General features: G+C 68.1%; 24 protein-coding genes and 1 pseudogene. 22 read left to right on the forward strand and 3 right to left on the reverse strand.

All coding sequences use genetic code 11. From position 1 onward, the window contains the following. Positions 1–18: 18 nt before the first annotated feature. The 8 genes from E2651_RS02290 to E2651_RS02330 all read left to right on the forward strand — a co-directional run bounded on the left by E2651_RS02290 (position 19) and on the right by E2651_RS02330 (position 10,055). The gene (locus tag E2651_RS02290) at positions 19–2,628 is read left to right on the forward strand and encodes a hypothetical protein (RefSeq protein WP_135329253.1); all 2,610 of its coding nucleotides are present in this window, start codon (positions 19–21) and stop codon (positions 2,626–2,628) included. Then, positions 2,628–4,868 (forward strand): hypothetical protein, encoded by a 2,241-nt coding sequence (locus E2651_RS02295; protein ID WP_135329254.1) that lies wholly within the window; start codon positions 2,628–2,630, stop codon positions 4,866–4,868. Before E2651_RS02290 ends, E2651_RS02295 begins: the two co-directional genes overlap by 1 nt. Positions 4,869–4,884: 16 nt before the next feature. Then, positions 4,885–5,346 (forward strand): hypothetical protein, encoded by a 462-nt coding sequence (locus E2651_RS02300; RefSeq protein WP_135329255.1) that lies wholly within the window; start codon positions 4,885–4,887, stop codon positions 5,344–5,346. 133 nt (positions 5,347–5,479) lie between these two features. Then, on the forward strand, positions 5,480–6,055 hold the full coding sequence (locus E2651_RS02305) for a helix-turn-helix transcriptional regulator (RefSeq protein WP_167828664.1): 576 nt from the start codon (positions 5,480–5,482) through the stop codon (positions 6,053–6,055). Continuing rightward, positions 6,052–6,477: a hypothetical protein gene (locus E2651_RS02310; RefSeq protein ID WP_135329257.1), complete on the forward strand. Its 426-nt coding sequence runs from the start codon at positions 6,052–6,054 to the stop codon at positions 6,475–6,477. The genes E2651_RS02305 and E2651_RS02310 overlap by 4 nt, the downstream gene beginning before the upstream one ends. 235 nt (positions 6,478–6,712) lie before the next feature. Beyond that, positions 6,713–7,225, forward strand: coding sequence for a hypothetical protein (locus E2651_RS02315; protein WP_135329258.1), 513 nt, complete (start codon positions 6,713–6,715; stop codon positions 7,223–7,225). Between the two features lie 120 nt (positions 7,226–7,345). Beyond that, positions 7,346–8,542 carry a hypothetical protein gene (locus tag E2651_RS44995; RefSeq protein WP_245238514.1) on the forward strand — a complete coding sequence of 399 codons (1,197 nt, stop codon included), beginning with the start codon at positions 7,346–7,348 and terminating at the stop codon, positions 8,540–8,542. 196 nt (positions 8,543–8,738) lie between these two features. Beyond that, complete coding sequence (locus E2651_RS02330) at positions 8,739–10,055, forward strand: hypothetical protein (RefSeq protein ID WP_135329259.1); 1,317 nt, start codon at positions 8,739–8,741, stop codon at positions 10,053–10,055. Positions 10,056–10,132: 77 nt separating this feature from the next. On the opposite strand, the gene E2651_RS02335 is transcribed toward E2651_RS02330, so the two are convergent. Continuing rightward, positions 10,133–11,692, reverse strand: coding sequence for an ADP-ribosylglycohydrolase family protein (locus E2651_RS02335; protein WP_348541600.1), 1,560 nt, complete (start codon positions 11,690–11,692; stop codon positions 10,133–10,135). Positions 11,693–12,032: 340 nt separating this feature from the next. Between E2651_RS02335 and E2651_RS02340 the strand changes: the two are divergent. Continuing rightward, a pseudogene (locus E2651_RS02340) lies at positions 12,033–12,365 on the forward strand (HU family DNA-binding protein); the annotation flags it as partial. 321 nt (positions 12,366–12,686) lie between these two features. Beyond that, positions 12,687–12,848 carry a hypothetical protein gene (locus tag E2651_RS46080; RefSeq protein WP_209446045.1) on the forward strand — a complete coding sequence of 54 codons (162 nt, stop codon included), beginning with the start codon at positions 12,687–12,689 and terminating at the stop codon, positions 12,846–12,848. Between the two features lie 33 nt (positions 12,849–12,881). Here the strand turns inward: E2651_RS46080 and E2651_RS02350 are convergent, their stop codons facing one another. Together E2651_RS02350 and E2651_RS02355 are read right to left on the reverse strand one after the other, a co-directional pair. After that, a complete protein-coding gene (locus tag E2651_RS02350; RefSeq protein WP_135329261.1) occupies positions 12,882–13,316 on the reverse strand; it encodes a hypothetical protein in 435 nt (144 codons plus the stop codon). Between the two features lie 157 nt (positions 13,317–13,473). After that, positions 13,474–14,814: a tetratricopeptide repeat protein gene (locus tag E2651_RS02355; protein WP_245238515.1), complete on the reverse strand. Its 1,341-nt coding sequence runs from the start codon at positions 14,812–14,814 to the stop codon at positions 13,474–13,476. A gap of 177 nt (positions 14,815–14,991) precedes the next feature. Between E2651_RS02355 and E2651_RS02360 the strand changes: the two genes are divergently transcribed. The 12 genes from E2651_RS02360 (at position 14,992) to E2651_RS02420 (ending at position 23,023) form a co-directional block, all read left to right on the forward strand. Beyond that, on the forward strand, positions 14,992–15,426 hold the full coding sequence (locus E2651_RS02360) for a hypothetical protein (RefSeq protein ID WP_245238516.1): 435 nt from the start codon (positions 14,992–14,994) through the stop codon (positions 15,424–15,426). Then, positions 15,423–15,614, forward strand: coding sequence for a hypothetical protein (locus E2651_RS02365; RefSeq protein WP_135329262.1), 192 nt, complete (start codon positions 15,423–15,425; stop codon positions 15,612–15,614). Before E2651_RS02360 ends, E2651_RS02365 begins: the two co-directional genes overlap by 4 nt. Positions 15,615–15,877: 263 nt before the next feature. Beyond that, positions 15,878–16,306, forward strand: coding sequence for a hypothetical protein (locus E2651_RS02370; RefSeq protein ID WP_135329263.1), 429 nt, complete (start codon positions 15,878–15,880; stop codon positions 16,304–16,306). Between the two features lie 78 nt (positions 16,307–16,384). Then, on the forward strand, positions 16,385–17,137 hold the full coding sequence (locus E2651_RS02375; protein ID WP_135329264.1) for a class I SAM-dependent methyltransferase: 753 nt from the start codon (positions 16,385–16,387) through the stop codon (positions 17,135–17,137). Positions 17,138–17,160: 23 nt separating this feature from the next. Then, positions 17,161–18,054, forward strand: a complete 894-nt coding sequence (locus E2651_RS02380) for a hypothetical protein (RefSeq protein WP_135329265.1) — start codon at positions 17,161–17,163, stop codon at positions 18,052–18,054. 169 nt (positions 18,055–18,223) lie between these two features. After that, positions 18,224–19,198, forward strand: coding sequence for a restriction endonuclease (locus E2651_RS02385; protein WP_135329266.1), 975 nt, complete (start codon positions 18,224–18,226; stop codon positions 19,196–19,198). Positions 19,199–19,717: 519 nt separating this feature from the next. Continuing rightward, on the forward strand, positions 19,718–20,272 hold the full coding sequence (locus tag E2651_RS02395) for a hypothetical protein (protein ID WP_135329267.1): 555 nt from the start codon (positions 19,718–19,720) through the stop codon (positions 20,270–20,272). A gap of 191 nt (positions 20,273–20,463) precedes the next feature. After that, a complete protein-coding gene (locus E2651_RS02400; RefSeq protein ID WP_135329268.1) occupies positions 20,464–21,084 on the forward strand; it encodes a GNAT family N-acetyltransferase in 621 nt (206 codons plus the stop codon). 46 nt (positions 21,085–21,130) lie between these two features. Continuing rightward, on the forward strand, positions 21,131–21,430 hold the full coding sequence (locus tag E2651_RS02405) for a hypothetical protein (protein ID WP_135329269.1): 300 nt from the start codon (positions 21,131–21,133) through the stop codon (positions 21,428–21,430). Positions 21,431–21,711: 281 nt separating this feature from the next. Beyond that, complete coding sequence (locus tag E2651_RS02410) at positions 21,712–22,176, forward strand: hypothetical protein (RefSeq protein WP_135329270.1); 465 nt, start codon at positions 21,712–21,714, stop codon at positions 22,174–22,176. Between the two features lie 102 nt (positions 22,177–22,278). Continuing rightward, a complete protein-coding gene (locus E2651_RS02415) occupies positions 22,279–22,578 on the forward strand; it encodes a hypothetical protein (RefSeq protein ID WP_135329271.1) in 300 nt (99 codons plus the stop codon). 154 nt (positions 22,579–22,732) lie between these two features. Then, on the forward strand, positions 22,733–23,023 hold the full coding sequence (locus tag E2651_RS02420) for a hypothetical protein (protein ID WP_135329272.1): 291 nt from the start codon (positions 22,733–22,735) through the stop codon (positions 23,021–23,023). Positions 23,024–23,120 lie beyond the last annotated feature (97 nt).

A 23,120-nucleotide genomic window follows, 5' to 3' on the forward strand; every position in this document is an offset into this window, starting at 1 on the left:
GCCCCGGGGTGACGCCTGATGGGTACCGGCAGCAAGTCCAGCCACGCCTCCTACGCGGTGGGGCCCACCGCCGTGGCCGAGGGCTCGGGGGAGGCCGTGGCCGAGGCGTCGGCGCAGCCGATGTCCGGCGAGGAGATCCAGGCCAAGGCCGACCTGCTGATGGCCATAGACAACATGAAGGAGCTCATAGAGCCCTTGGCCGATCTCGGCTGGGAGGAGCTGCCCCCCAGCGACCCGGTGGAACGGTACGAGCAGTTCGTCAACCAGGTTGAGCAGGCCCAGGGGGCCATCGAGGAGCTGGAGGAGGCGGGCGCCTCCGAGGAAGAGGTCGAGGCTCACACCAAGGCGCTCAAGGCGCACACTGTCGCGTTCTTGAACTCCCTTGACGAGGACGACCTGCGGGAGATCGCCGCGGCCAAGGGATTCGAGCACCCCGCCTTGGTGGGTCTGTCGGGCAAGGGCCAGCATCCCCTGGTCCACTGGCTCGACCCGGCGTACCCCAGCGACCTCCTGTCCAAGCAGAAGATCCAGGCCGCTGCTCTCGACCGGTACCAGCAGCTGCTCGCCGGCGGGACCGTCGGCGGATTGACGCTGGCCGACTATCACTACCTCGAAGGCACCGAGCCGCCCGTCAGCGGCGGATCATGGTCAGCAACGCCAGGAGAAGTGCTGGCCGCCGGAGGAGACCTCGCCGACGCCATCAGTGCCTACAAGCACGCCGCGAAGTACACGGCCGACGGGACTCAGGGCGAGGCTCTGCAAGCCATGCTGGCCGCCGAGCACAAGGTGGCGACGGTGGACTGCCCTGAGCTCGGCGAGGAACTCGACAGCGCGAAGGCCAAAGCTGCGTCCAAGGTCGGCCATGCGATCAACCTCAACCCGGTTCTGCCGAGCGATCTGCAGCCCCTGGTTGAGCAAGCCCTTGCGACCGGAGACCTGACAGAGACCGAGGCGAAGCATCTCACCGCGTGTCAACTCGTGACGCTCCTGCGGACAACGACGCCGGAGACCGAAGTGACGGCCCTGAAGGACATTGCCGTCCAGCGGCAGGATTCGCTCGCCGATCTCGACGCCGCCTACGCAGCCCACTCTGCTCTTGCCCCCGGGAGCGGGGAATCGCTGGCCCTTCCGCCTGCGGGAGAGCCAGCGGCACCGCAGAAGATCGCCGTTTGGGCGGAGAACGCCGGTGAGCTCCAGCACTTGCAGCAAGCAACGAAGTGGTACACCAACAGCCAGCAGGCCCTGAGCGGTGAGCCGTTCGCCGAGCACCCGGGTGTCGATGCAGCGAAGTACGTGCACCCCGAGAGCCTCACCAACGACTTCAAGGCGTGGGCAAAGGGGCAGAAGCTCGCCGACCTGCGCACCGTCGCCGGCGAGATGGGGCTGGACAACAGCGCCCAGGCCTCGCGCGCGCAGGTGCAGAACTACATCGCGGCGAGCTTCAACCCGAAGTACGACCAGGAGGACATCAAAGAGAAGGTCGCGGCCGCCACCGCGAAGAAGGCCGCCGCCAAAGCCGCGGCACCGGCGGCCAAGCCCGGTGGTGAACCGGCCTCCGACGAAGCGGTTCAGGCCCTTGCGAGCAAGCTGCCGAACAACGGCGCCGGCGCCGCCTCGAACGCCTCCGTGAAACCTGCGGCACCCCCCTCGCCGAAGCCTGTGAAGGCTCCCAAGCCGGGGTCGTTCAACGCCAACATCCAGGCGCTGATGGCCGAAGTCCAGCACGCGAAGGCGACCAGCCAGGACGTGCCGACCCGCATCGACGCCAAGGAGGTCGCCGGGTGGACCTTCGGGCCCGGCACGAAGGCGTCGAATCTCGGCGGAACGTACGTCAAGACCGTGCACGACGGCCCCGACGGCTCGAAGTGGCTGTTCAAGACCGACCATAACCACGGTGGCGCCCTGGGCCACACAGAGGCCGCCGCGTCCCACGTTCTGTCGCTGGGGGGCGTCCCGGCGGTGCCCGTGTACCACCACAAGCAAGCGGACGGGACGGCCGGCTGCGTCCAGCCGCTGCTCCAGGGTGCGAAGCCGTTCACGTCCAGCCCGAGCCAGTGGTCGCAGAGCCAGGTAGACGCGATCGTCCGCTCCCACGTCGGCTCGTGGTTCATCGGTGAACACGACGGCCATCAGGACAACTGGCTGGAGACCCCCTCTGGGGGACTGGTACAGGTCGACCGCGGCCAGGCCTGGAAGCACTTCGGCCAGGACAAGTTGTCGATCGGCTATGCCCCCAGCGGCGGCGGTGGGTTCACACCCGTCCACCAGAAGCTGTACCAGGCCGCTCTCGAAGGGGGCCTCGCCAAGGGCGTCAAGATCAACCCGGCTGCGGCACACCCGGTGATCAAGAAGTTCGAGTCCATGCCGGACGCGCAGCTGCGCTCAGTCCTGCACTCCACCGCTCACGAGGGTGCCAAGTCCGGCGTGGCGTGGGTGCCACAGATGCGCAGCCGGGCCGCCAAGGCCCTGAAAATCCCCCAGTCCCAGGTGACGCACGAGCAGATCGCCGACATGTTCCTGGACCACGCAGTCGAGAGGAAGAACTCCTTGCGTCAGAACTTCGCCAACTTCTTCGTCAAGCAGGTCATGCTGCCCTCCGGCGCCTCCCTCAAGCACGGCGGTAGCTGATGGGAACCGGGTCAAAGTCCAGCCACCAGAGCTATGCGGTCAGCCCGACCGCGGTCGCTGAAAGCCCTGCTGCCCCGGTGGAGTTGGGCGGTGCACCGACCGCGAGCGAGGGTGGCGAACTCGCGGGTACAGCGGGCGGCGCAGAGATCGAGATGCCGGAGCAGCCGCTGCTTACACCAGATGTTCCCGCGGAGTCGGCCGACGATGTCGATCTGGGTGTCGCGGACGAGCTCCTCAAGGAGATCGAGGTAGGCCAAGCCGGGCCCGGCGCTTCGCCCGAGGAGGACGTCCAGGCAGCACCCGATGACCTCGCACCCCCTGCGCTCAAGGAGGAGGAACAGACCAGCGGCGAGGCGCCGGCCGGTGACGAGGCGCTGCTGACCACGGAGGAGGCCGCGAACGAGGAGGACGAGGAGGAGACCGATCCGGCGCTGACGCCGGTGCCCGCAGAGCCTCCGGTCGGGCAGCCGACGGGCGCACCGATCCTGGTGGGCGGGGATGACTTCATCAACTCCGAGGCCGCGCTCGTCGCGTACGACTCGGCGGACGGTCCGCGGGAGGTACTCCTCACGCACGTCGCCGAGGAGGCGGAGGAGAAGCTGCTCGACGCGCTGAGCATCCCCGGCACGCACATGGCCGAGGTCGAGGTCGAGGAGGAGGTCAAGGAGCGGCTCACCCTCGACAAGGACAAGAAGCTGGGCGAGTTGACCTCGACGGCGGTCGCCTCGGTGCAGCACAAGCTGAAGAACGGCCTGCCGGCGTCGGAACAGTCGATCGCCAAGCAACAGGCGGCCGTCGACGCCGTCCACGCGGTGCTCAACGATCCGTCGACCAGCGACGACGAGAAGACGATGGCCCAGCACTACATGGACCAGCTGGACCTGGTGGAGGACAAGATCCACAACGGTGGGGCACCGCTGCCCTGGATGGCCCCGTACGAGGTGACCGGGACCAAGATGGTCACAACACAGGTTCCGGTGTCCGACGGAGATCCGGAGCCGGGAACGCTCCCGGCGGCTGTACGCAAGGCCAGCCGGATCAAGGCCACCTTGGATCCCGAGACCGGGCAGAGCTCCTGGGACGGAGTGACCCGCAGCTCCGCGGACGGGACTGAGTACGAGATTGACATGGGTGACGGCTGGAAGGCCGTCTACCGGCCGTACAAGGAGAACGATCCTTCCAGCACGGAGTACTCGCTGCGCGGGCAGCTTGAGGTCCACGCACCGCCCGGTGCCGGCCACGGCAAGGAGCTCGTGGAGCGGCTGGAGCAGCTGCACTTGATGAACAAGCCCGTGACCGCAGCCGAGGGCGAATGGACGTACCTGTCCAACAACATCAAGGCCCAGGGCCTGGACAATGCGGCCGGCATGAAGACGGCCACGGAGACGGCCCAAGGGCTTCAGGACCTCCAGGTCCAGGAGATCGTGCACCAGCGCATGGAGACCCTGATGGGCCTCGACAGCGAGGCCCTGCAGACCCAGATGAAACGGATCCATCTGGAGGCAGCCCACAAGGTCCTACCGATGAAGGTCGAGGTGATGCGGGATGCGGTCGCCAAGGCGTCCGGGTTCTCGAGCGGCGCCGAGCTGGCGGCCAGCCCGGGCTACGAGCCGACACCTGCGACGACCGGGAAGTGGCTGTCCTGGTCGCGTTTCGACGTCACCGGAAAGCAGGAAGAGGTCACGTCGGCCTTCAAGGGACGGTCGCTGACTCACAGACTCGGCGGCGGCGGCCTCGCCAGCTTGCTAGGCACCGGTGTGCTGGCCTCAACAGAGAAGCGGGCCCTCATGGGCATCGGTAGCGGCGTGGGCCAGAGCGAGGAGAAGGACAAGATGACCGGCGGAGCCAACTCCGTGTTCCTGCGGGTCCAGCCCAGTGGCTCGTACCTCGGAGGAGGCACGCTGATCTGGGACGACCCCACCGTTCTCATGCGCCGCAGCGACTACTACGGCTACAACGGCGACCACTACGGCGCGATCAACCCCGCGCATAGCGAGTACAGCAAGAAGGCGATCACCCGAGACCCGATGAAGATCGCCAAGTTCGCTGGTGACAGCAACGAGGTGATGTTCAGAAACGGAATCGACCTTCTCGGGGCTGAGGCTCCCAGCCGGATTGTGTGCACGTCCGTCGGCGAACGCAACACGATCCTGGCCTCATTCTCCTCCCGGGGCATCACGGAACTCGGCGGCAAGTCGGTCGAGGATGTCCTGTGCCTGGACGACCACTACTACAGCTGATGCAAGGAGCTGCACGATGACATCGGACAACCAGTGGCGGCAGCGGTTCACAGACCTCCTCGCCGGCACCCACAGCACCACGGGCGATCCCGTCGACGCCGGCGCGCGCCTGGTCGTCCTCGACCCCGATGGCAGTGAAGCTTTCCGCGCCGCCCTCGCCCGCCACCACCGCTTCGTCGACGACGACCAGATCGTGTGGATCCGGCCGCTGATCGGCGGTCAGGACACCACAGACGGGTACCTGTTCGATCTCGGCGTAACACGGCGCCGTTCCCTGCACTGGGCGACCGCCCGACTCGTCGATGAGGCGGTCGAGATAGACCTCGTCAACGGGCAACGGGCCCGCATCGAACCGGCAGACGGGGCCGATCTGACGGAGCTGAGCCGGTGGGACGACTTCACCAACCGGCTCACTCCGGATGAGGATGCGGAACTGCGGCGCCTGGAGGCGGATTCCTGGCAGGGCCGCTATGCCTGATGGACAGCTCGAAGGCGAAGGCCGGAGGCGAAGGTGCCGGCAGGCGTATTGGCATGATGGCCTCCCAGTCTCGCCTACCACGAGGCATCAGTCGGCTCCTCGGCCGACACAGCACATCAGGGAGGTGAGCAGCGTGGCAGCACGGCGTCGTGGCGTACGCGGTTTCGACGGAGCGGTGCTCCGGGCCGCCCGCATGCGCCGTGGCATGGCGGAGGAGGACCTCGGGCGTGCCACGGGGATCGCCGCCTCCTTGATCTGCGCCTACGAAGACGGCCGGCGCGCCCCGGAGTGGAAGACGCTGGCCGCGTTCGCGACCGCTCTCTCGTGCGCGATCGACGAGCTGCGGCCCGGGCACGCCACCACGATGGAGGATCTGCGGTGCGGCGCCGGCCAGAACCAGGCTGGGGCCGCCGCGGCCGCGGGACTGACGCGCAGCGGGTACGCCATGCTCGAGAACGGTTACACCCGCACCCTGAAGTCCGATGTTGCGGCCAAGCTGGCGTCCGCGTGGAACGTCGATAAGGACGAGGTGGCCGGGGCCCACGCGGCGGCCATCCAGGCCGTCGGCGAGCCGGCGCCCGTTCTTGAGGGCGCCGTCCTCGACGGCCTCGCCGTCCACTTCGGTGTCTCCTCCGAAGCCCTGCTTGCCCTGGCCCGCACCATGCAGAGCCGGACCGGCCGAAACCAGACCGAGGGGAGGAGTTCATGACCGTGCACCGCGGACACCCGGTGACAGACGCCCGGCACTCAGCGCTGCGAAGCCCGCTGGCCGAGCATGAGCGCGATCTACCTGTCGACGCGGCATGGCTGCGTCGGCGCGCCAAGCAGTTCGCGCATGTCTCCCAGCGGCCGTTCCACCTGGTCGTCGACCTCCAGGCGTACGCCTCGGTCACCGGGCTGCCCTTCTACGCGCACTACGCGGCCCAGGTCTACCGAGGCCCGGAGAGCGCCCGGTTGACCGTTCCGCTGATGGCCGTCAACCTGTCGCTGGTCACCACGCGCGAGGAAGCAGACCGCGCGTTGGCGCACGAAACCATGCACCTGGTCGTGCCCTCGTACGGCCACAAGGAGGCGGCATTCGCCCGCGCCCAGCTCCTGCTCGACGAAGTCGGGCAGCTGACCGTCGCGTAGAACGCCGAGCTGCCAGGGCGGCCAGCCGTGCACTACCGGCGGCCGCCCGCCCCAAGCCCTAGACACCACCCAGCGCGTTGCACATTCACGTTTCAAGCGGTATTGTGGTTTTCGTGAGGCGGGGGAACCCGCCCAGTCCAGGGCCGCCGTCAGCGGTTCCTGAAGTCCGCTCGGGCATCACAGGCCGCCAACGCGCCCGTGCTCCCGGACGCCCATCCTCATCTCGGAGAAGCTCATGCCGAGCACAACGATGAATTCTGTCTTCAACCCTCTCGAGCTTGCAGCTGTCACGGCAGCGATCAACCGCGCACGGACCGGCCGATCCGCTCCGCTGGGACCGGAACCGGGCATTCACAGCGAGAAGGACGGCGAGCTCGCATGGGTGGAGCGGGTGCTCCGCCACCGCCTCCGCCTCGATTCCCTCAACCGCCCTGTCGCCGTCCGGACCGAGTACGGCTGCATCCAGCCGCTCCTGACGGGTGGTCAGCACTATCGCGCGGCCGTCCTGACCGTCCCGTCCCGGGGGAACGCACTCAGCTTCCTGGCCACGTACGACGAGCAACGGCGCCTCAGCTTCGACCTCGTCGACCTGTGCTCGCTCTGCCAACAGCAGGTCCCCACCGAGGAGATCACCTGCTTCGAGGATCTGGGCGACTACCTACTCCAGGCCCGCGACGCCCTCGGCGGATCCCCCCGATTCCGCTACTCCCCCGCGCACGCCGCCGACTGCCCCGCACACGGCGACTGACCTGACCGATTCAGCTCTCCTCTCCACCTGGCGCCCCCGGCTCACAGAGCTGGGGGCGCCCTGCATGCAACCCGTCCACACCGCCTCGCCAGCGGCGCGGCCCGAGCGGGAGACACCGCCATGAAACTTCTCAACTCCCACCAGAGCCAGGGCCCCTTCGGCCTGGTAGTCGAGTCCCCGGGAAGCGCAGCCCCGCGCATCTGGACGGACTGGCTCCTGTTCATGGTCCCGCTGTTCATCGCACAGATGCAGGAGCAGGACATCAGCGACACCCGGGCCGCCCGGATGCGCGAAGAGGCCGCGGACCTGATTGCCGAGCACGGCGACGACGCCCAGCACGGCGGTCGGCACCAGGCCGGTGCGCGCACCGCCATCGCCAAGGGTCTCGCCCTCCTCGCTTGGGCCGAGGGCGGCGTGACCGCGCTCGGGATCCACGCATGCGTCCGGCCGCACGCCTGCTGCCCCGGCCGGGCCAACGCCACTCCTCACCTCACCCCACCTCACCCCACCCCACCCCACCCCGGAAGTGAAGAAGTGACAGACATGGCCGATGCAACCGACACGAAGAAGCGAAGCCCGCGCAAATGGCTCCTCACCCAGAATTCAGATCTGCGACGAATCGGCGTATTTAATTGGACACTTCCCGCTTTCGCAATTCAGCTTCCGGATGGCAGCAATTTTAACGTGTGCCCTCAGGCCGGAGCCTGTGCCCAATTGTGTTATGCGCGCGTCGGGACCTACCGGTTCAAGAACGTTCGCGCCGCCCACATGCGCAATCTCCTCCTCTGTCGGGACTCCCCGGAAGAGTTCGAGAAACGCATGACCGAGGAATTGAAGCACAGGAGATACACCGCGAAGTGGATTAGGCTGCACGACTCCGGAGATTTCTTTTCCGACGAGTATCTTCTGACATGGATGCGCATTATGGAAAATTCTCCAGGCGTGTCATTCTACTGCTACACCAAGGAGATCAGCCGCTTCAAACGGATCGTAGAGGGGAAATCCCCTGGCAACTTCCTCTGGTGCTACAGCCTCGGAGGGAAAGAGGACCACCTCCTCAACCTCGCCTCGGAGAGGCACGCAGACGTGTTCCCCGACGTGGAGTCGCTGATCGCCGGCGGATATTCTGACCAGACAGAGTCCGACCTCCTGTCCGTGCTCGGAGAGTCGCCGCTCGTGGGAATTCCGGCCAACCGGATCCCGCATCTCCTCAAGCGCCAGGGGAAGGAGACCTTCGGGAGTCTTCAGCGCGCACGAGACGCGAAGCTGGCTGCGAAGAATTCGGCAGCAAACCGCGAGTTCACACTGGCTCACTGACTGCCCGAGGGCCCTGAGTCATACGTTGCATATCATTCTAGCGCCATGTACTTTAGCGCCTGGCCCTGCGCGATCGGGGCCGACGCGGGCGGGGGTCGACGGTGTCGGCATCTTCCCGAGTCCGTCCCACTCACGTCTCCGGCTACGGAGCCACCCACCTTGGCCTGCACCTGGCCGGCCCGATAAGGAGCGACCAGTGATCCCCGCCGACGCTGACGAGGAGGTCCTGACCTCCGAGGAAATCGCGCAGAAGTACAAGGTCAACATGCCTCAGGTCGGGTACTGGAGCGAGATGGAGGGCTTCCCCAAGGGATGGCCGGCCGGCCCCGGCCGCACCCTGGTCCGCGACGCCTGCGAGGTGGACGAATGGCTGCGTGAGAACCTGCCCGTCCACTGGGCCCGAGGCCAGGAGTCGGACAATCCCTACGGTCTTCCAGAAGGCAACCCTAAGGACCTGCTGTCGCTGAAGGACATCGGCGTATGCGAGGCACAGGCGCTCGGACGCGACGAGCCAGTGCCGACTGCAACCCTGCGCGGGTACCTCTCCAAGCGCACGATGCCCCAACCGGACCGCACACCCGGAGACGGCCTGAAGCCTGAGGTCACGGAGCGGATGTGGTTCCGCGAGACCGTCTACGACTGGGTCAATCGCCCGCGGACGATGCGACGCCAGACTAAGGCCGGCAGGCGGAGTGACGAGGCGTCAGCATCCACGCCGAGTCGGCCCCGGAAGCAGGCCTCCAGCCGTGCGCAGGAGTCGTCGCGGGTAGATGTGGACGGCATCGCTGCGAAGTACAGGGTCAGCCGGCCTACGGCCGGCAGGTGGACGCACGCGGAAGGCTTCCCCTCGACGGACAAAGCCGACTACGACGCGGCCGCGGTGGACGCCTGGGTGCGTTCCGAGCGGAGGCGGACCTGGGAGGCGGCACCGAAGCGATCGGTGACGGCGGCTGAGCAGAAGGAGCCGACGTCCGCAGAGGCCGGCGGACGGTCTCGCCGCAAGAGTGGTGTCGAGCTGACCGCAGACCAGATCGGCCCGCGGTACGGCGTTCCCGCAGACACCGGCCTCAACTGGATCAAGGTCAAGGCAAAAGTGAAGGACGGCAAGGTCGTACGCCGATCCTTCCCTGCGCCTCTGCGGACAGCTCCGCGTGTGTGGGAAAAGAACGAAGTAGACGACTGGGTGAAGGAGGCACGCCCGCACGTGTGGGCGGCCTTCAAGGGAACCGGCCCGGTGCTGCTCAACCCGCTCCCCGAGGGCGACCCTCGGGACCTGCTGGACGTGGATGATTTCGCCGAGGTCTGGGGCAACGCGACGCGGGGCGAACCCTTGGCGCGGCAAACCATCTTCGCTTACCACAACCGGGGTCAGATCCCGTACGCAGACCGGGTTCCGGACGACGGCAAGACGCCCAGAGTGTTGTCGTACCACTGGTATCGCGAGACGGTGTACGACTTCATCACCAGTCGGCCTGGGTCAGGGAACTACGAGCCCAAACGGCCCCGGGAATGAGTTTGGCCCGGTACCCCCACGATGGGGGTACCGGGCCAAACTCATCTTCGAGGGACTCCGGTTAGGAGGAACTCCGGTTAGCCAGAGCGGTGTTCAGAGGGGCGTGCAATGTCGAGGAGGAAGCGGCGACGCGGACGAGGCCGGTGGGGCGTAAGTCCGGCCAGTTCGTACACCGCGTCATGCAACTGCGGGTGAGCCAGGAGGGTCCAGTGCCGCCCCAGGGCCCGGTAGATGTTCACCAGAGCCGTGTGCGGATGCACGCCGAGGAGCGTGCCGTAGGCGGCCGCCACAGCGGGGGTACGCGAACGGCCCGCGACGCAGTGGAGGAAGACTCTCTTGTTTTCCCGACGCAACCGGAGGATCTGGTGGGCGGCCTGGGAGAGCACGAAGTGAAGGTTGGTGTTCGCGCCTTCCTTGTCGACCAGCCAGACCCTGACATGTTCGACGTCGGTCCCGGCGAAGATCGGTTCCTGACCGACCCGGCACAAGGACACCACCGCATCGATCGGCGCCTCGCCCTGGAGCTCGGTCACGGGCAGGTTGCCCATGCGGACCCAGGGGTCTTCCGGATGCGGCACAGCGAACGCCCTCCCCGCGTAGGCGGGGGTTCGGACGCGGGCGGCCGAGGGCCAGCCGTCGGCGTCGTCTGCTCCGTTGTGCGCCGTCAGCACGGCCAGGCGGACAAGGTCGGGACCGGTCAGGTTCGGCCAGCCGTTGACGGCCTGCTGCCAGGAGAGCGGGATCGCCGAGACGCCCCAGCGTGCACCGAGTAGAGCGCCCGCGATCGCGGCTACGGTGTCGGTGTCGTTGCCTGCCCGTACGGCCGCCTCGGTCGCCAACTGGAAGTGCTGGGCGGGGAACGAGCCGCGCTCGGGCGCGTGCTCCGGGACGGCGGTGCGGGTGATCGCCGACCAGGCGGCCTGGAGCGCCGTAACCACGTACCCGTTCGACGGCCAGTGGTGCGGAGGGTTGGCCTCGGCCTCGTCCAGCCGCGTGTTCCACAGGTCCTGGCGGTCGGGGGCCAGGAGGGCGACGCCGTCCCGGACGCCGTCGAAGGTGCCGTATAGGACGGCGGTACGGATGCCGGAGCACCACAGGATGCATGCCTCGACGCACTCGGGGTCGCTGTGGGTCAGGGAGCTGATCAGGGTGGCGGCCTCGACCATGCCGTCGATGTCGTCCAGGTAGGCGAGGGCCACGATGCCGGTCCGCATCAGGGAGCCGTTGCCCGCACTGTAGTGGGTGCGAGCGGTGTAGGCGTCGGCCGCCGCCGTCACAGCTTCTGCCGGTGAACCGGCCTTGTCGGCCTTCGCCGCGCCCAGCACGCTCTGGGTCTGGGAACCGATGTCGCTCGCGCCTCCCTCGCGCCATGCGTGGAAACGGCGGGCGATCTGATCGAGAGTGGAGCGGCTGGTGAGGTCGGCTCCGGTGGCGGCGACCTCGGCGATGCAGACATGCATCTGAGTGTCGTCGCTGTACTCCCCCGGCTTGTAGGGACCCAGCCCACCGCCGATCATGGCGGGCAGCTGCCCGTCCGTCAGACGCGGCTGAAACTCGTAGGGGACACCTAGAGCATCACCACACGCGGCTCCGATGAGGACGCCAGCCGCACGGTCGGCCGTGTGGATGTCCAGCAGCCCTGGGGTGGAGGGTTGGAGGGTAGTAGCGAAGGCGGTGAGCGGCGTCATCACGTGGTGTCTCCCGAAGTCATGGGGTGTGCGGGAAGCCTGAGAGGGACGGCGGCGGGGAGCGCGGCGTGAACTCGCCAGGCACTCCGACCCGATACCGTTATGTCAGCCTGACATAGCAATCCAATATCGTCAACTCGACCATATGCGTTGCATGTTCATGTTGTGCGATGTACTGTCGCTATCGCTCGGGTCGATCAGCCACCGCCTTGCTGGCTGATCCCCTCGGCTCAACGTGGAGGCCTCACGCCTGCACACCGCATTCCATTTCCCTAGGCAGGAGTTCGACATGAACAAGGCCCAACTCGTCGAAGCCATCGCGGACAAGATGGGCGGCCGCCAGCAGGCCACCGACGCCGTCGACGCCGTTCTGGATGCCATCGTCCGCGCGACCGTCGCCGGGCAGCGGGTCTCGATCACAGGCTTCGGCTCGTTCGAGAAGGTCGATCGCCCGGCGCGGTTCGCCCGCAATCCCCAGACGGGTGAGCGGTTCCGGGTGAAGAAGACGTCAGTGCCTCGGTTCCGTGCGGGCCAGGGCTTCAAGGACCTGGTTGACGGGTCGAAGAAGCTCCCCGCGATCGGCCAGGTGGCCGTGCGGAAGTCACCCAAGGGCACTCTGTCCGATTCTGCTGCGCAGCCGGAGACGATCGCGGCCTGACGCCTTCTACGTTCTCGCCCGTACGGTTCACCTCATGGCGACGGCCGGGCACTTCGGTGCCCGGCCGCAGCAGGGAGCTACCCGCGCCGCACCGGCTTCTATCCGAAGAAGAACCGTGACGGGACGGCCCGGCCCGGCCCGTATCAGCACCTGGCCGAGGAGTTCGAGCGCCGATTGACGGCTCTGCGGGAGGCGGGCGAGATCCCCGACCCTCGCACCGCTCAGATTGAACGGCTCAAGGCGGAGGTCGCCGGGCTGTAGAAGCGCATCACCGCCCGCGATACCTTGATCGCGGAGCTGGAGGCCTTCCGCACGCGGGCCGTCTCTCAACTGGCCGCCCAGCACCTGGAGATCGAGCGGCTGCGCCGACAGGGCGCCCAGGGCAGCAACGTGCGCCGTCTCCCGGCCTCTCGCGGCGGCAGTGCGCCTTTCGGCTCATGCAGCTGACAGCCTGAACCTGAGGTGGGCGGGACGCGGCGGCTACACGCAGGCCGCGTTCCGCTCAGCATGGCGGGCGGCGGAGGCGTCCTCGGCCTCGATGACGCAGCGCAGGTAGGGCCCGAAAGCGGCATCGCCCATCTGGATGCGGATGGCCTCGATGACGACGGCGGCCCAGTCCAGGTAGGCCACATCCTCCCCTTCGGGGAAGGTCTCCCGCAGGGCAGTGTCCCGGCACAACGCATAGCTGAGCGTCTGCTCGTTCAGGTAGCGCTGATGGGCGGCGAGTGCACATCGGGCGATCTTCACGAAGACCTTGTGGCCCGTCAGGGAGCTGACCGTGCCCAGCAGAGCCCATGCCGCCTGCGCGTCATGAGGGAGTTCGACCCACTCGTCCGCGGCGGCTGCAGGGTCGGCGTAGAGGCGGGACAGCCGCCGGTCGAGTTCGCTCCGGAAGCACATGTCATGGAGGTCCATGGCGCATGGCTACCGGCTGCCCGGCCGGCAGCCGGGCCGACACACCCGCCCGGCTGCTTCCGGTCACCGGTTCAGGCCATGCAGGCTCCGACTGCCACGGCCGGCCTCTTCGCCGGGTCCCCTGGATGTGGTGAGCGGGGAAGGACCTGCGGGCCGTTCACTGGCGGGCGAGGAGGGCGGTAGCCCGCCGGTTGAGGACGGCTGCCTCGGGCACGTCCTGGTAGCGGGCGAGGCGGACCCGCATGTCCATGGCTGCGTCGCGCACGCGGACGGATTTCACGTCGTCCGCGCAGTCCAGGAACTCGCTCCATACCGTGAACGCGCCGTCCAGGTCGCCCTGTTGGAGGTGGATCTCGCCGAGGTTGCCGAGCACGCTCGCGCGGCTGCGGCGCCGGTCGAGACCGTGGACCTCCAGGGCCTGGTGGAGCTGTTCACGGGCGCCGGTGAGGTCGCCCATCTTGGCCAGGATCATGCCGGATGCGTGGGCCCACCGGCCGATGGTGAAGTGCGAGGCCCAGGACTGGCCCGGCGGGGCGGTGGCGGTGCGCTCGATGGCGCTCTGGGAGGCGGACAGGGCCTTGGTGGCGAGCCGGTGGTTGCCGTCCAGGGCGGCGGCCTCGGCGAAGGTGGACTGGTAGTAGGCCACCGCGCGGGGGTCGGCGAGGTCCTTGGCGTGGTCCATGCACTTCTCGGCGAGTGCGAAGGCTTCTGCCCGGTGGCGGGGTCCGAGCCCGATGGACTGGACCGTCAGACCCCGTAGCGCGGTCGCGGCGAGCTCGCTCTCGCCGGACTCGTCGGCGAGGCGGAAGGCGTGCGCGTAGTAGGCCTTGGCCAGCAGCTGCGGCTCGCCGTCAGCGCCCTCGCCGCTCTCGTCCTGGTACATCCAGCCGATGAGGTGGGCCAGTTGAGAGGCCGCCGCGTACAGCTCACGGCCGATGGCCTCGCTGTAGCGGCCATCGAGCCAGGGGCCCGCATTGTCGGTGAGGTAGGAGACGGCCAGGCCGCGGAAACGGCTTCCGCCGTACTCGGAGGCCAGGTCACCGAGCGTCTTGACCATAGACAGGATCGCATCGACCTCGCCCTTGCCGACCCGCACGGCCGTGGCGGGCGCCCGCCGGACACGGCGGGTGATGGCGTCGGGGTCGGGGACTCCCAGGAGGGACAGGGTGGCACCGCTGGAGGCGGTAAGGAAGTTCCGGCGGTCCACTTCACTCCTCCCAAGGGCCAGGACTGAGGCCACGGTATCGACGGGGACGGCAGAGGGCGCGGTCATCTCGCTGACCTGCGGGGAATCCAGGGCTAAGACCTGGATCAGGTAGGGGAGCCAGAAGTCGGGGTTACGCTCGCCGACCATCAGCTTGCGGGCGTACTGGCGGCCCATGCCCCGCGGTCCCCGTCCGGCGGCAACGCCCAGCTCACGGGCCAGTTTGGAGGGGCCCCAGCCGCGTTGTGCGCAGGCCTTCTGGATCATCTCCGCGATGCTCTGGACTCTCTCCACTTCCCTCGGCCCCCTCTCCTTGGGGTTACGCGGAGCTACACGGGGTTACACCTTGGCACCTGTCCAGACCCCTTGACCATGCGTTGACTGAACATCACGCCCCTCGGTGAACGGCCGCCTGCGGCCACCGGGTTGGGCCATGACCAGCCGCTACCGTGCGAGGGGACTGAGGCGATCATGAACGGAAGAACGGCCGCGCATCTGCCGTCGCAAGGAAGCGGGGTCGGCACAGCAGCCCCATTCTTCCCCCGCCTTGGTGACCTCGCCTCTGACCGGGAGCAAGGCCGCATCGGGGTGATCATCGCCCTCCCCGGCGAAGGCACCCCCAGTTACCGCCTGCGGCCGGTGGGCGGCGGCGACGAGTGGTCGGCAGCCGCCGACGGGACGAGCCTGAGCCCGGTCCCGGCCAAGGCCACACACGCCACCCCCAAGGAGGCGGGGGCCCTCTACGACCACCGGGCCGGGCAGGCCAGCCTCCCGCTGCAGGTGCACTTCGAGGACGGCAGTGCGGCCGAGGTTCCGCTGATCCTCGCCCCCGCCGATATGGAGCGTCTCTACGCCACCGTGAGCCGTCTGCTGGGCGACTGCGACCAGAAGGCGGCCAAGGAGTGAGCGGGCAGCACCGCGCCGAGGACCGGGACCGGCCCGATGTGGTCTGCGCGCTCATGGGGGTGATCGGCACCGCGTGCACCCTGGCTGGCATCTACCTGCTCGGCACGGCCGCCGAGAGCGAACTGCACGGCCAAGCACCCCGCACCCCCGTGTCCGTGCCCGCCGTCGACGCGGACGGCATCTCTTGAGACCAGCCGCCGCCCCTGTTCCCCCGAGCGCGGGGCGGGCGGCCACCGGCCGGGGTCTGACGGGCAGTTGGGGACAGCCCGCCGGACGCACGAGTCCCGGCCCAGGGGCCGCACCGTCCGTGCGAGCGGTGCGGCCCCTCACCCCCAAACGCGGCCCGTGTCGCCCGACATAGGCCGGCGGCCATGTCCCCGACACGGCCGAAGGACGGTTCCGCCCGCCGTCGGCGGCGGGCGGAACCACCACAGGAGAAGGAGGACGGCACATGCCTGAACTGCCCTTCGAGAGCGGTGACACCCTGGTCCGCTACCGGGTGCTCACCGGGGAGAACGACGACCCCGAACGCCGGGGCAACAAGCACCTCGTGGCGCGTTCCGAGTGCGCGCTGGCCTGCCCGGACATGGCCAGCATCGAACGGACCATCGAGGCCCTGCGCTCATCTGACGAACAGCTCCAACAGCGTCCGGCCGACGAGAAGTTCTACGACTGGACCAGCACCTACATCGAGATCGACCCGGCCCAGGCCGATGGCGGCCGCGTCCTGTTCGGTGTCGCCTGGTACGACGAGGACTACTTCACGCAGAAGTCGCAGGCGTTCGGGAACACGATGCACCTGCACATGTTCAAGGCGCTGGGCGTCGCGCTGGACGCGATCCAAGTGACCCACTGGCGTGAGGTGGCACTCGCCGCCTGACGTCCGCACCACGGGGAGGACCCGGCCACGGCCGGGTCCTCCCTCCTTTCTGTCCGCACCGCTCAAGGGAGTTGGAACGTGGAGGAGATCGACCGCCAGGCGGCCCGCTGGGACAAGTGGGCGCCGCACTACGACGAGCTGTCCACCGGGCGCCAGATCCAGCACGATGCCGAGCGGCTCCAGGATCTGGCCCCCGAGGGTCCCGCGCTCGAACTGGGCTGTGGAACCGGACTGGTGGCGCTGGAGCTGGCCCGCCTGGGCACCAAGACGACCGGCCTGGACGTCTCCCCGAAGATGGTGGAGGCCTTCAACACCAAGGCCGAAGCGTCCGGCCTGGACGCCCGCGCGGTCCTGGGCGACATGACCCGCATCGACCTGGACGAGCGGTTCGCGCTGATCTTCATCGTGGCCTCGACCCTGTTCACCCTGACCACGCAGGAGGACCAGGTCGCCTGTTTCCGGGCCGCCGCGGACCACCTGTGCGAGGGCGGGGTGTTCATCGTGGAGGCCCGCGTCCCGGACTGGCATCCCGGCACCCGGCAGGCCCTGAGCGTGCGCGAGGTCTCCGACACGCACGCGCACTGGACGGCGATGGTGCACGATCCCGTCAACCAGACTGTGCGCTCGCAGGAGGTCCGCGCGGAGGAATCCGGGATGCGGCTGCTGCCCATGGTCACCCGCTACGCGTATCCCGCCGAGCTCGACCTCATGGCCCGGCTCGCCGGGATGCGGCGTGCGTGGCGGTTCGGGAACTGGGAGGGGGCTTCCTTCGATGCGGGCAGTCCGCGGCACGTGACGGTCTACACTCTCGAACCTTCGGATGACCGTTAGCGCACTCGCCCCGGACGGAACCTGTGGCCCACTCTCTTCACACCACCGTGCACCAGCTGATCGCTTCCGTGTGGGGGGAGCAGGCGCCCGCCGCGCTGGTCGCCGACCGGCGCGGCACCTGCCTGTGGCGGGTCGATACCCGCTCGGGCCCGTACGCCCTGAAGATCACCGTCGCCTGTGACGATCCCCAGGGTCATGTGGACTCCGAGCGCCTCGCGCTCGTGGAGGCCGAGCTGCTGCTCGGCCTCCGGGCCGACGGCATCGTCACGGACCTGTACGAGGCCCACGGAACCCTGCCCGACGGCGCCGGATCGTGGCTGGCCTTGCGGTGGGTCAGCGGCGACGACGCCGAGGCCGCGTTCGCCAAGCTCCGCACCAACCCCGACCCGGCCCTGGCCGCCGCGCACGCCGCCGCCATGAGCCGGGCGGTGGCCGGCCTGCACGCGGGCGGATGGCGCCACGGCGACCTCCAGGAAGTGCACTTCATCCTCGACGGCTCCACGGCCCACCTCCTCGACTTCGCCATGGCTCACGCCCCCGGCCGCCCCGTCGGCGGCGGGCCCGTGGTCTACCGGGGCGCATACGACTGGTTCATGTCCCCTGAACTCGCGCACGCCCGCCTGACCACCACCCCCGCCGATGACCTCCCGCTGACCCCCGCCTCCGAGGTGTGGTCGCTGTGCGCGGTGATCTACGCCTGCTGGACCGGCACCTACCCGATCAGCTCCAGGACCACGACGCAGACAACCCCCGAACTCCGCGAGGAACTGGCCGCCGGCCGTATCAAGCCCCTGCGGCAGACGAGGCCCTGGCCCTTCGCCGCGTTCGAGGACATCATCACCGGCGGCCTGAACACGGACCCGAACCGCCGCCCTACCGCCCGCGACCTCCAGCACGCCTTCGAGTCGCTGGCGTAGCTCGGACGCAGCCGCCTCCTGCCTCACCGACATCACAAATTGTGTCCCTGTCTGTCCCTGAGGCCGTGCCTGCAGTTCCCCTCCGGCGGGCATCATGAGCTATCTGACCTGCGGGTATCACGTAGCGGCGCGATTCGGCATTGTCAGTGGCTCTGTGTAGCCTCCGGCGGTGATCATCGACCGCAATGCTGAAGTTGTCCCGCCCCGGCACCCCGAGCCGACGTTCAGAAAGATCATGGGCAAATGGATCGGCCAGGCTGGCTACGACGACCTGCTGGCTTCTTTTCTCTGGGTACGCGAGGGGCGCCTCGCCCGGGCCGTCCGGCACTACCACGAGGAGCACCGCGACCGGGTACAGCGGGAAATCGATCACGCCCGACACCGCGCAGAGCAGGGCTTCTACTCATCAGCGCCCCTGCACGAGGACTTCATCGACATCGCCTCGGGCACCGAATTCGCCCTGGACGAGGAACTCGGGACCGCGGAGCTCAACTACCAGAAGGCCCACAAGCTCTGGCAGACCCTGAGCGAGGATTACGGCGACTTCGACGCGATCAACGAGCGCTACAGCCGTGACGCATCCGGCGAATCACCGCTCATGGGAGAGCTGGCCAAGCTCTGGGACGCCTGCATCGACGCGAGCATCCGCGTCGACAAGATCATGGCCGCAGACCGTGACTGGACTCACGCCATGGCCCTGGACGAAGCACGCATGCTCGCCTATCGCTCCAGCCCGGCCAGTCTCAGCTTGGAACGCATAGGAACGATGCACCACACCGAGTTCGAGCAAACCATCGCCACCCTGGCCGAACGCGACGGCTACCAGGTCACGCGTGCACGAGGCGGTGCCGGTGACCTCGGGGCCGATGTCATCGCGGTCGCCGCAGATGGCACCCGAGTGGTCATGCAGTGCAAGCACACCCGCACCGGGGCCACCACTGGCTCACCCGCCCTCCAGAGACTCAACGGCACCGCCCGGCAGATCCACCGTGCCGACGTCGTCCTGGCGGTCACCAACGGGACCTACTCGACGCCGGCCAAGCGTTTCGCCTACTCGCAGAACATCAACCTCATCAACTGGTCCACTCTGGAACACTGGGCGACCTGGGGCATACCTCTACCAGAGATCCTCGAGACTCTCTGACGCAGCCTCAACTAAAGTGTGATGCCAGACATATGACGGATAGCCGAAAGCGACACACCATGCGGCATCGGCAGTGCCAGATCGCAGCGGGATGGTGCCCGCCCTAAAGGGACACACCTGCGTGGGACACGGCAAGTGTCGCGACACCGGACGCGTACATGCCGGGCCTCGGGACGCCCACCTGGACCTCGTGCACCAGGCCCGTCCGCCGGTCGGCGAAACGGTCACGGTAATCCGGGGCAATCGCGGAGAGCCCCACGTTCCGGAGGACCCCGCGCGAGGGCTGGTCTGGAGAGCGATCGAGGACGCGGTCGACAGCCGACTGGCCTGTGACCGGTTCCAAGCGGGTGCGGACCTCGCACGGCGTGGAGGGGACGACACCACTCACTGCGTTGCACATTTCTATTTCAACGTGTATTGTAATTCTCAGGTCGGGTCACCGCCCCGCCACACCAACCCACTTGACGAGCGCCGCTCCAGGCGTCGCGCCGTCTCAGCGCATCTGGGGGACTGATAGAGATGAAGCGCAACAAGCCGATACGGAAGCACCGCAAGTCCGGTACCCAGCGCTCACGGCGGCGTGCGTACTGGTTCGACCACCGTGGCTCCTCGCACTGGGTGTTGGCTGTTCCTCAGGCGTTCGCGGGAGCAGATCAGTCCGTGTTCGACATGACGGGAGCTGTGGCAGCGGGCAACAACCCCGAAAGGCCGGAGGATCCACGATTTGGCTCCGTGCTGCGTTGGCGGATCGACCGGGACGGGCAGACAGCATTCGTCTACGGTCAGGAAGGGAGCCCATACCGCAGCAAGCGTTCCTCGGACTACGGCAAAAGTATCGCGGAGTCCTTCCGGCAGAGCATTCCCACGTCACCGGACGTGTACCACGTCTTCGTAGCCGAGCGGGAGAGCTGTACCCGCGGCACGAAGTGCCCCCTCACCTGGTACTTCTACACGTACCCCGACTTTGATAAGCCGTCACATCGGCCCGACCGGTGCCCCATGAGCGTCCTCAGCGACGGCTCCCCCTGGCGCCTGATCGGCCGCACTGTGCCGGACGGCCGCCTGATCTTCTGATCACGCTCGCCGTGTCGTCCAGCCGCTTGCATCCGCGACATCAACGACGGAAACGCTGGTGACGCCTCCAGCCCTTCGTCTTCTCTCACCGCCCACCCCTGACGGAGGCGCCTCGCCTCCGGGATCCTGGGAGCCCTTCCGTGAAAGCAACGCGCACCCGCCTGCCCGGCATTACCCTCCGCGACACCACCGTGTCCGACGCCATCATGCGCCTGGCCGCAGAAGCGAACCCCGGCGACCCCGAGGCGTTCGAGGGTGCACGGCTCAATCTGGCAATGCCTCAAGCGGGCCCGCTCTCGCACTCCAGGGCCCTGTCCATGCTTGCCGAGGACAGTGCAGGCCGCCCGGTCGGAGTCCTCATGGGAGGTGCCCCGCTGTGGCTGTTCGAGCACCCGGGCGTCACTGACGACGCCCTACTGGAAGAGCTGATCACCCGGATCGGCATCATCTCGGCCGTGGCGGTGGATCCCGGCTCCCGGGGCGTCGGCGTGGGAGCGGAACTCATCCGTCACGCCGTCCGCCGGTTCACCCGCGCCGGATACGGTCTGCTGACTCTCAACTGCTTCCCGGCGCTGGAGAACTACTACCAGCGGCTCGGATTCTCGATCATGGACACCTTGAACGTGAACCTCAACACCGGACGCACACTCGGGCAGCAGTGGAACGACACACGGGTTGCCGCCAGGGCGCTGGACCGGTACACGGACCTCGCCACCGTTCCCGGCTTGGTGTCGCCGGTCGTCTCGGGCATCCTGCCCGGCAGTCGGGTGCCCCGTGGTGCGTACTTCGACGGCGAACGGCTGCGCAGCTGACTGCCCGCCAGGGCGGCCTGGGTGATGATGCTTTCGCTCAGGCCGCGTGAGCGCCGGTGTGCAGGGTGCGGCCGGCATCAGAATCCAGGAGGAATTGATGGAGGTTGACGGCGCGCAGAGCCCGAACCGGCGAGCGTGGAAGCGTTGGGCGTTCTTCTTCGGCTCACCGAGCGCGGTGGTCGCGCTGAGCAGCGTGTGGCTGTTTGAACCGGACAGCCAGGCGGAGGCGATTGCCGCGGCGGGGGTCGGCGTGGCGGCGCTGTTTGTCTTCGTGCTGACGATGCCGCGTCGTACGGCCGAAGCGGCACGTCGCTCGCGCTGGTCTTCGCCCGACGACCCTTCGTAAGGGCGTAAGGGGCGTCGAGACCGTCGCGCGATGGGGGCGGACGAGGGCGCCCCGGGCGGGGTGCAGGTCGGCATGGCCTACACCCCGCCCAGCTGTATCTGTAGTCCGGTTCCCTTGACCTCTGCCGCGGGCGGTGTTCTACGGAGCAGTCCGCCAGTGGCGTGGAGACACTGAAGCTGCGTTGCATATTCCATTTTCAATGTGTATCTTAAATGATGTCGGCGGTGGTCACCATTCCCGCCGAACTCCTCCTCCCGCCCTTTCCGTTCAGGAGCCCTCCCATGCCCACTGCCGTCGTCCCCGATGTCACTGCCGCCCTCATTGCCTACCGCCGCAGCACGGGCGACACATGGGTGACCTTGGTGGACGTCACCAGCGACTTGATGCACCTGGCCAGCTATATGCGGACCGACATCGAGCGCTGCCTGGAGGGTGACGCAAACGCCCGGCTGGACGAGCGGGCATTCTCCGCCATGCCGAACCTCCACCCCTCCGTCGAACCGATCGCCAACGCCGACGAAACGGCCTCGGACGATCATTGCTTCGACCACTACGTCCACGCCAGCGATGCGGCTGCGGTCCTCCTCGTGCACACCTCCGAGGAGACGCACTCCACGTTCTCCGCCGCCTTGAACAAGCTCCTGTCCGATCTGCGTGCCTTCGCCGAACAGAACGGCTTCAGCTACGCCGACGTCGTGCGCTCGGCCCGCACCTCCTACCGGATCGAGCAGAAGAGAGCCCGGTAGCACGCCGACAGCCCAGCCGGTCGGCACCGGCTCACGCTCGCGCCGACCGGCCCCGAACATCGGCCCACTCCACAACTCGCACCGACCGGAAGGAAATCCGTCATGACCGCCTTCACCGCCGCCCCGGCCCGCTCGGGCCGCGGCTCCATACGCCAGCACCTCGACCGGCGCGTGCACCCCGCCACTGGGGCCCCGCTGCTCGACACCGACCTGTCCAACCCATCCGCCGTCTGCGGAGGATGCGCCCACAGCGTGCTCAAGAAGCACCGCGACGGCCAGGACCGGCTCAAGTGCGGTCTCCTGCCCCGCAGTAGCCGCGGTCTGCGCGGCCCCGACCTGCGGGACACGACGCCCGCGTGCGTGAACTACGCCGCACCAGCGGCGTCCCCGCTCAGCGCCTGAGCCACTTCGCCGCCGGTCGTAGCGGCCGTGCCACGGCCGCACCCGCTCGAACCCGTTGCCACGGCCGTCTCTCCCGGCCGCGGCAACGGGCGCTGACGATCGCGGCCCGCCCTTCTCCATGCCCAAGCACCAGACATCCCTCAGGGAGCCGAGGATGCCCTCCCCCACCGCCGCCGACCTCGTCAGCGAGAGCGTCACCAAGGCCCTCCCCGGATCGCCCGGCGACTGCACCGATCCGAGCTGCGCCCGGCACGCAGGCACCATGGAGTGCCCTCCGTTCGAGACAAGCCGCAGCTCCGGCGCCGTATTCGGCGAAGCCGTAGCCGCGGCCTGGTATGCCGCGGGCGGGAGTCGGCTGGACATTCCCGCAGGGGTCGTCGCGGCCCTGGCGCTGTGGCCCGTCAAGTCGCCTGGCGCCGAGCACGCCGACGCCCTCGCCTCGTAAATATCGCCGCGCAGCCGCCGCGCGTCCTGGTCCGCGGGCTGGCCGAGTGCGCGGACTCCTACTGTGGGCTGCGCCCGGACCTGTGGGAGGTCGCCCG

Origin of the sequence: Streptomyces sp. MZ04, assembly GCF_004684775.1 — a bacterium.
Taxonomy (GTDB): domain Bacteria; phylum Actinomycetota; class Actinomycetes; order Streptomycetales; family Streptomycetaceae; genus Streptomyces.

Coding starts and splice junctions, on each gene's coding strand:
- E2651_RS02295 (WP_135329254.1), top strand. CDS start 2,628: ATGGGAACCGGGTCAAAGTCCAGCCACCAGAGCTATGCGGTCAGCCCG.
- E2651_RS02315 (WP_135329258.1), top strand. CDS start 6,713: ATGCCGAGCACAACGATGAATTCTGTCTTCAACCCTCTCGAGCTTGCA.
- E2651_RS02300 (WP_135329255.1), top strand. CDS start 4,885: ATGACATCGGACAACCAGTGGCGGCAGCGGTTCACAGACCTCCTCGCC.
- E2651_RS02410 (WP_135329270.1), top strand. CDS start 21,712: ATGCCCACTGCCGTCGTCCCCGATGTCACTGCCGCCCTCATTGCCTAC.
- E2651_RS02415 (WP_135329271.1), top strand. CDS start 22,279: ATGACCGCCTTCACCGCCGCCCCGGCCCGCTCGGGCCGCGGCTCCATA.
- E2651_RS02370 (WP_135329263.1), top strand. CDS start 15,878: ATGCCTGAACTGCCCTTCGAGAGCGGTGACACCCTGGTCCGCTACCGG.
- E2651_RS02395 (WP_135329267.1), top strand. CDS start 19,718: ATGAAGCGCAACAAGCCGATACGGAAGCACCGCAAGTCCGGTACCCAG.
- E2651_RS02420 (WP_135329272.1), top strand. CDS start 22,733: ATGCCCTCCCCCACCGCCGCCGACCTCGTCAGCGAGAGCGTCACCAAG.
- E2651_RS02290 (WP_135329253.1), top strand. CDS start 19: ATGGGTACCGGCAGCAAGTCCAGCCACGCCTCCTACGCGGTGGGGCCC.
- E2651_RS02310 (WP_135329257.1), top strand. CDS start 6,052: ATGACCGTGCACCGCGGACACCCGGTGACAGACGCCCGGCACTCAGCG.
- E2651_RS02360 (WP_245238516.1), top strand. CDS start 14,992: ATGAACGGAAGAACGGCCGCGCATCTGCCGTCGCAAGGAAGCGGGGTC.
- E2651_RS02350 (WP_135329261.1), bottom strand. CDS start 13,316: ATGGACCTCCATGACATGTGCTTCCGGAGCGAACTCGACCGGCGGCTG.
- E2651_RS44995 (WP_245238514.1), top strand. CDS start 7,346: ATGAAACTTCTCAACTCCCACCAGAGCCAGGGCCCCTTCGGCCTGGTA.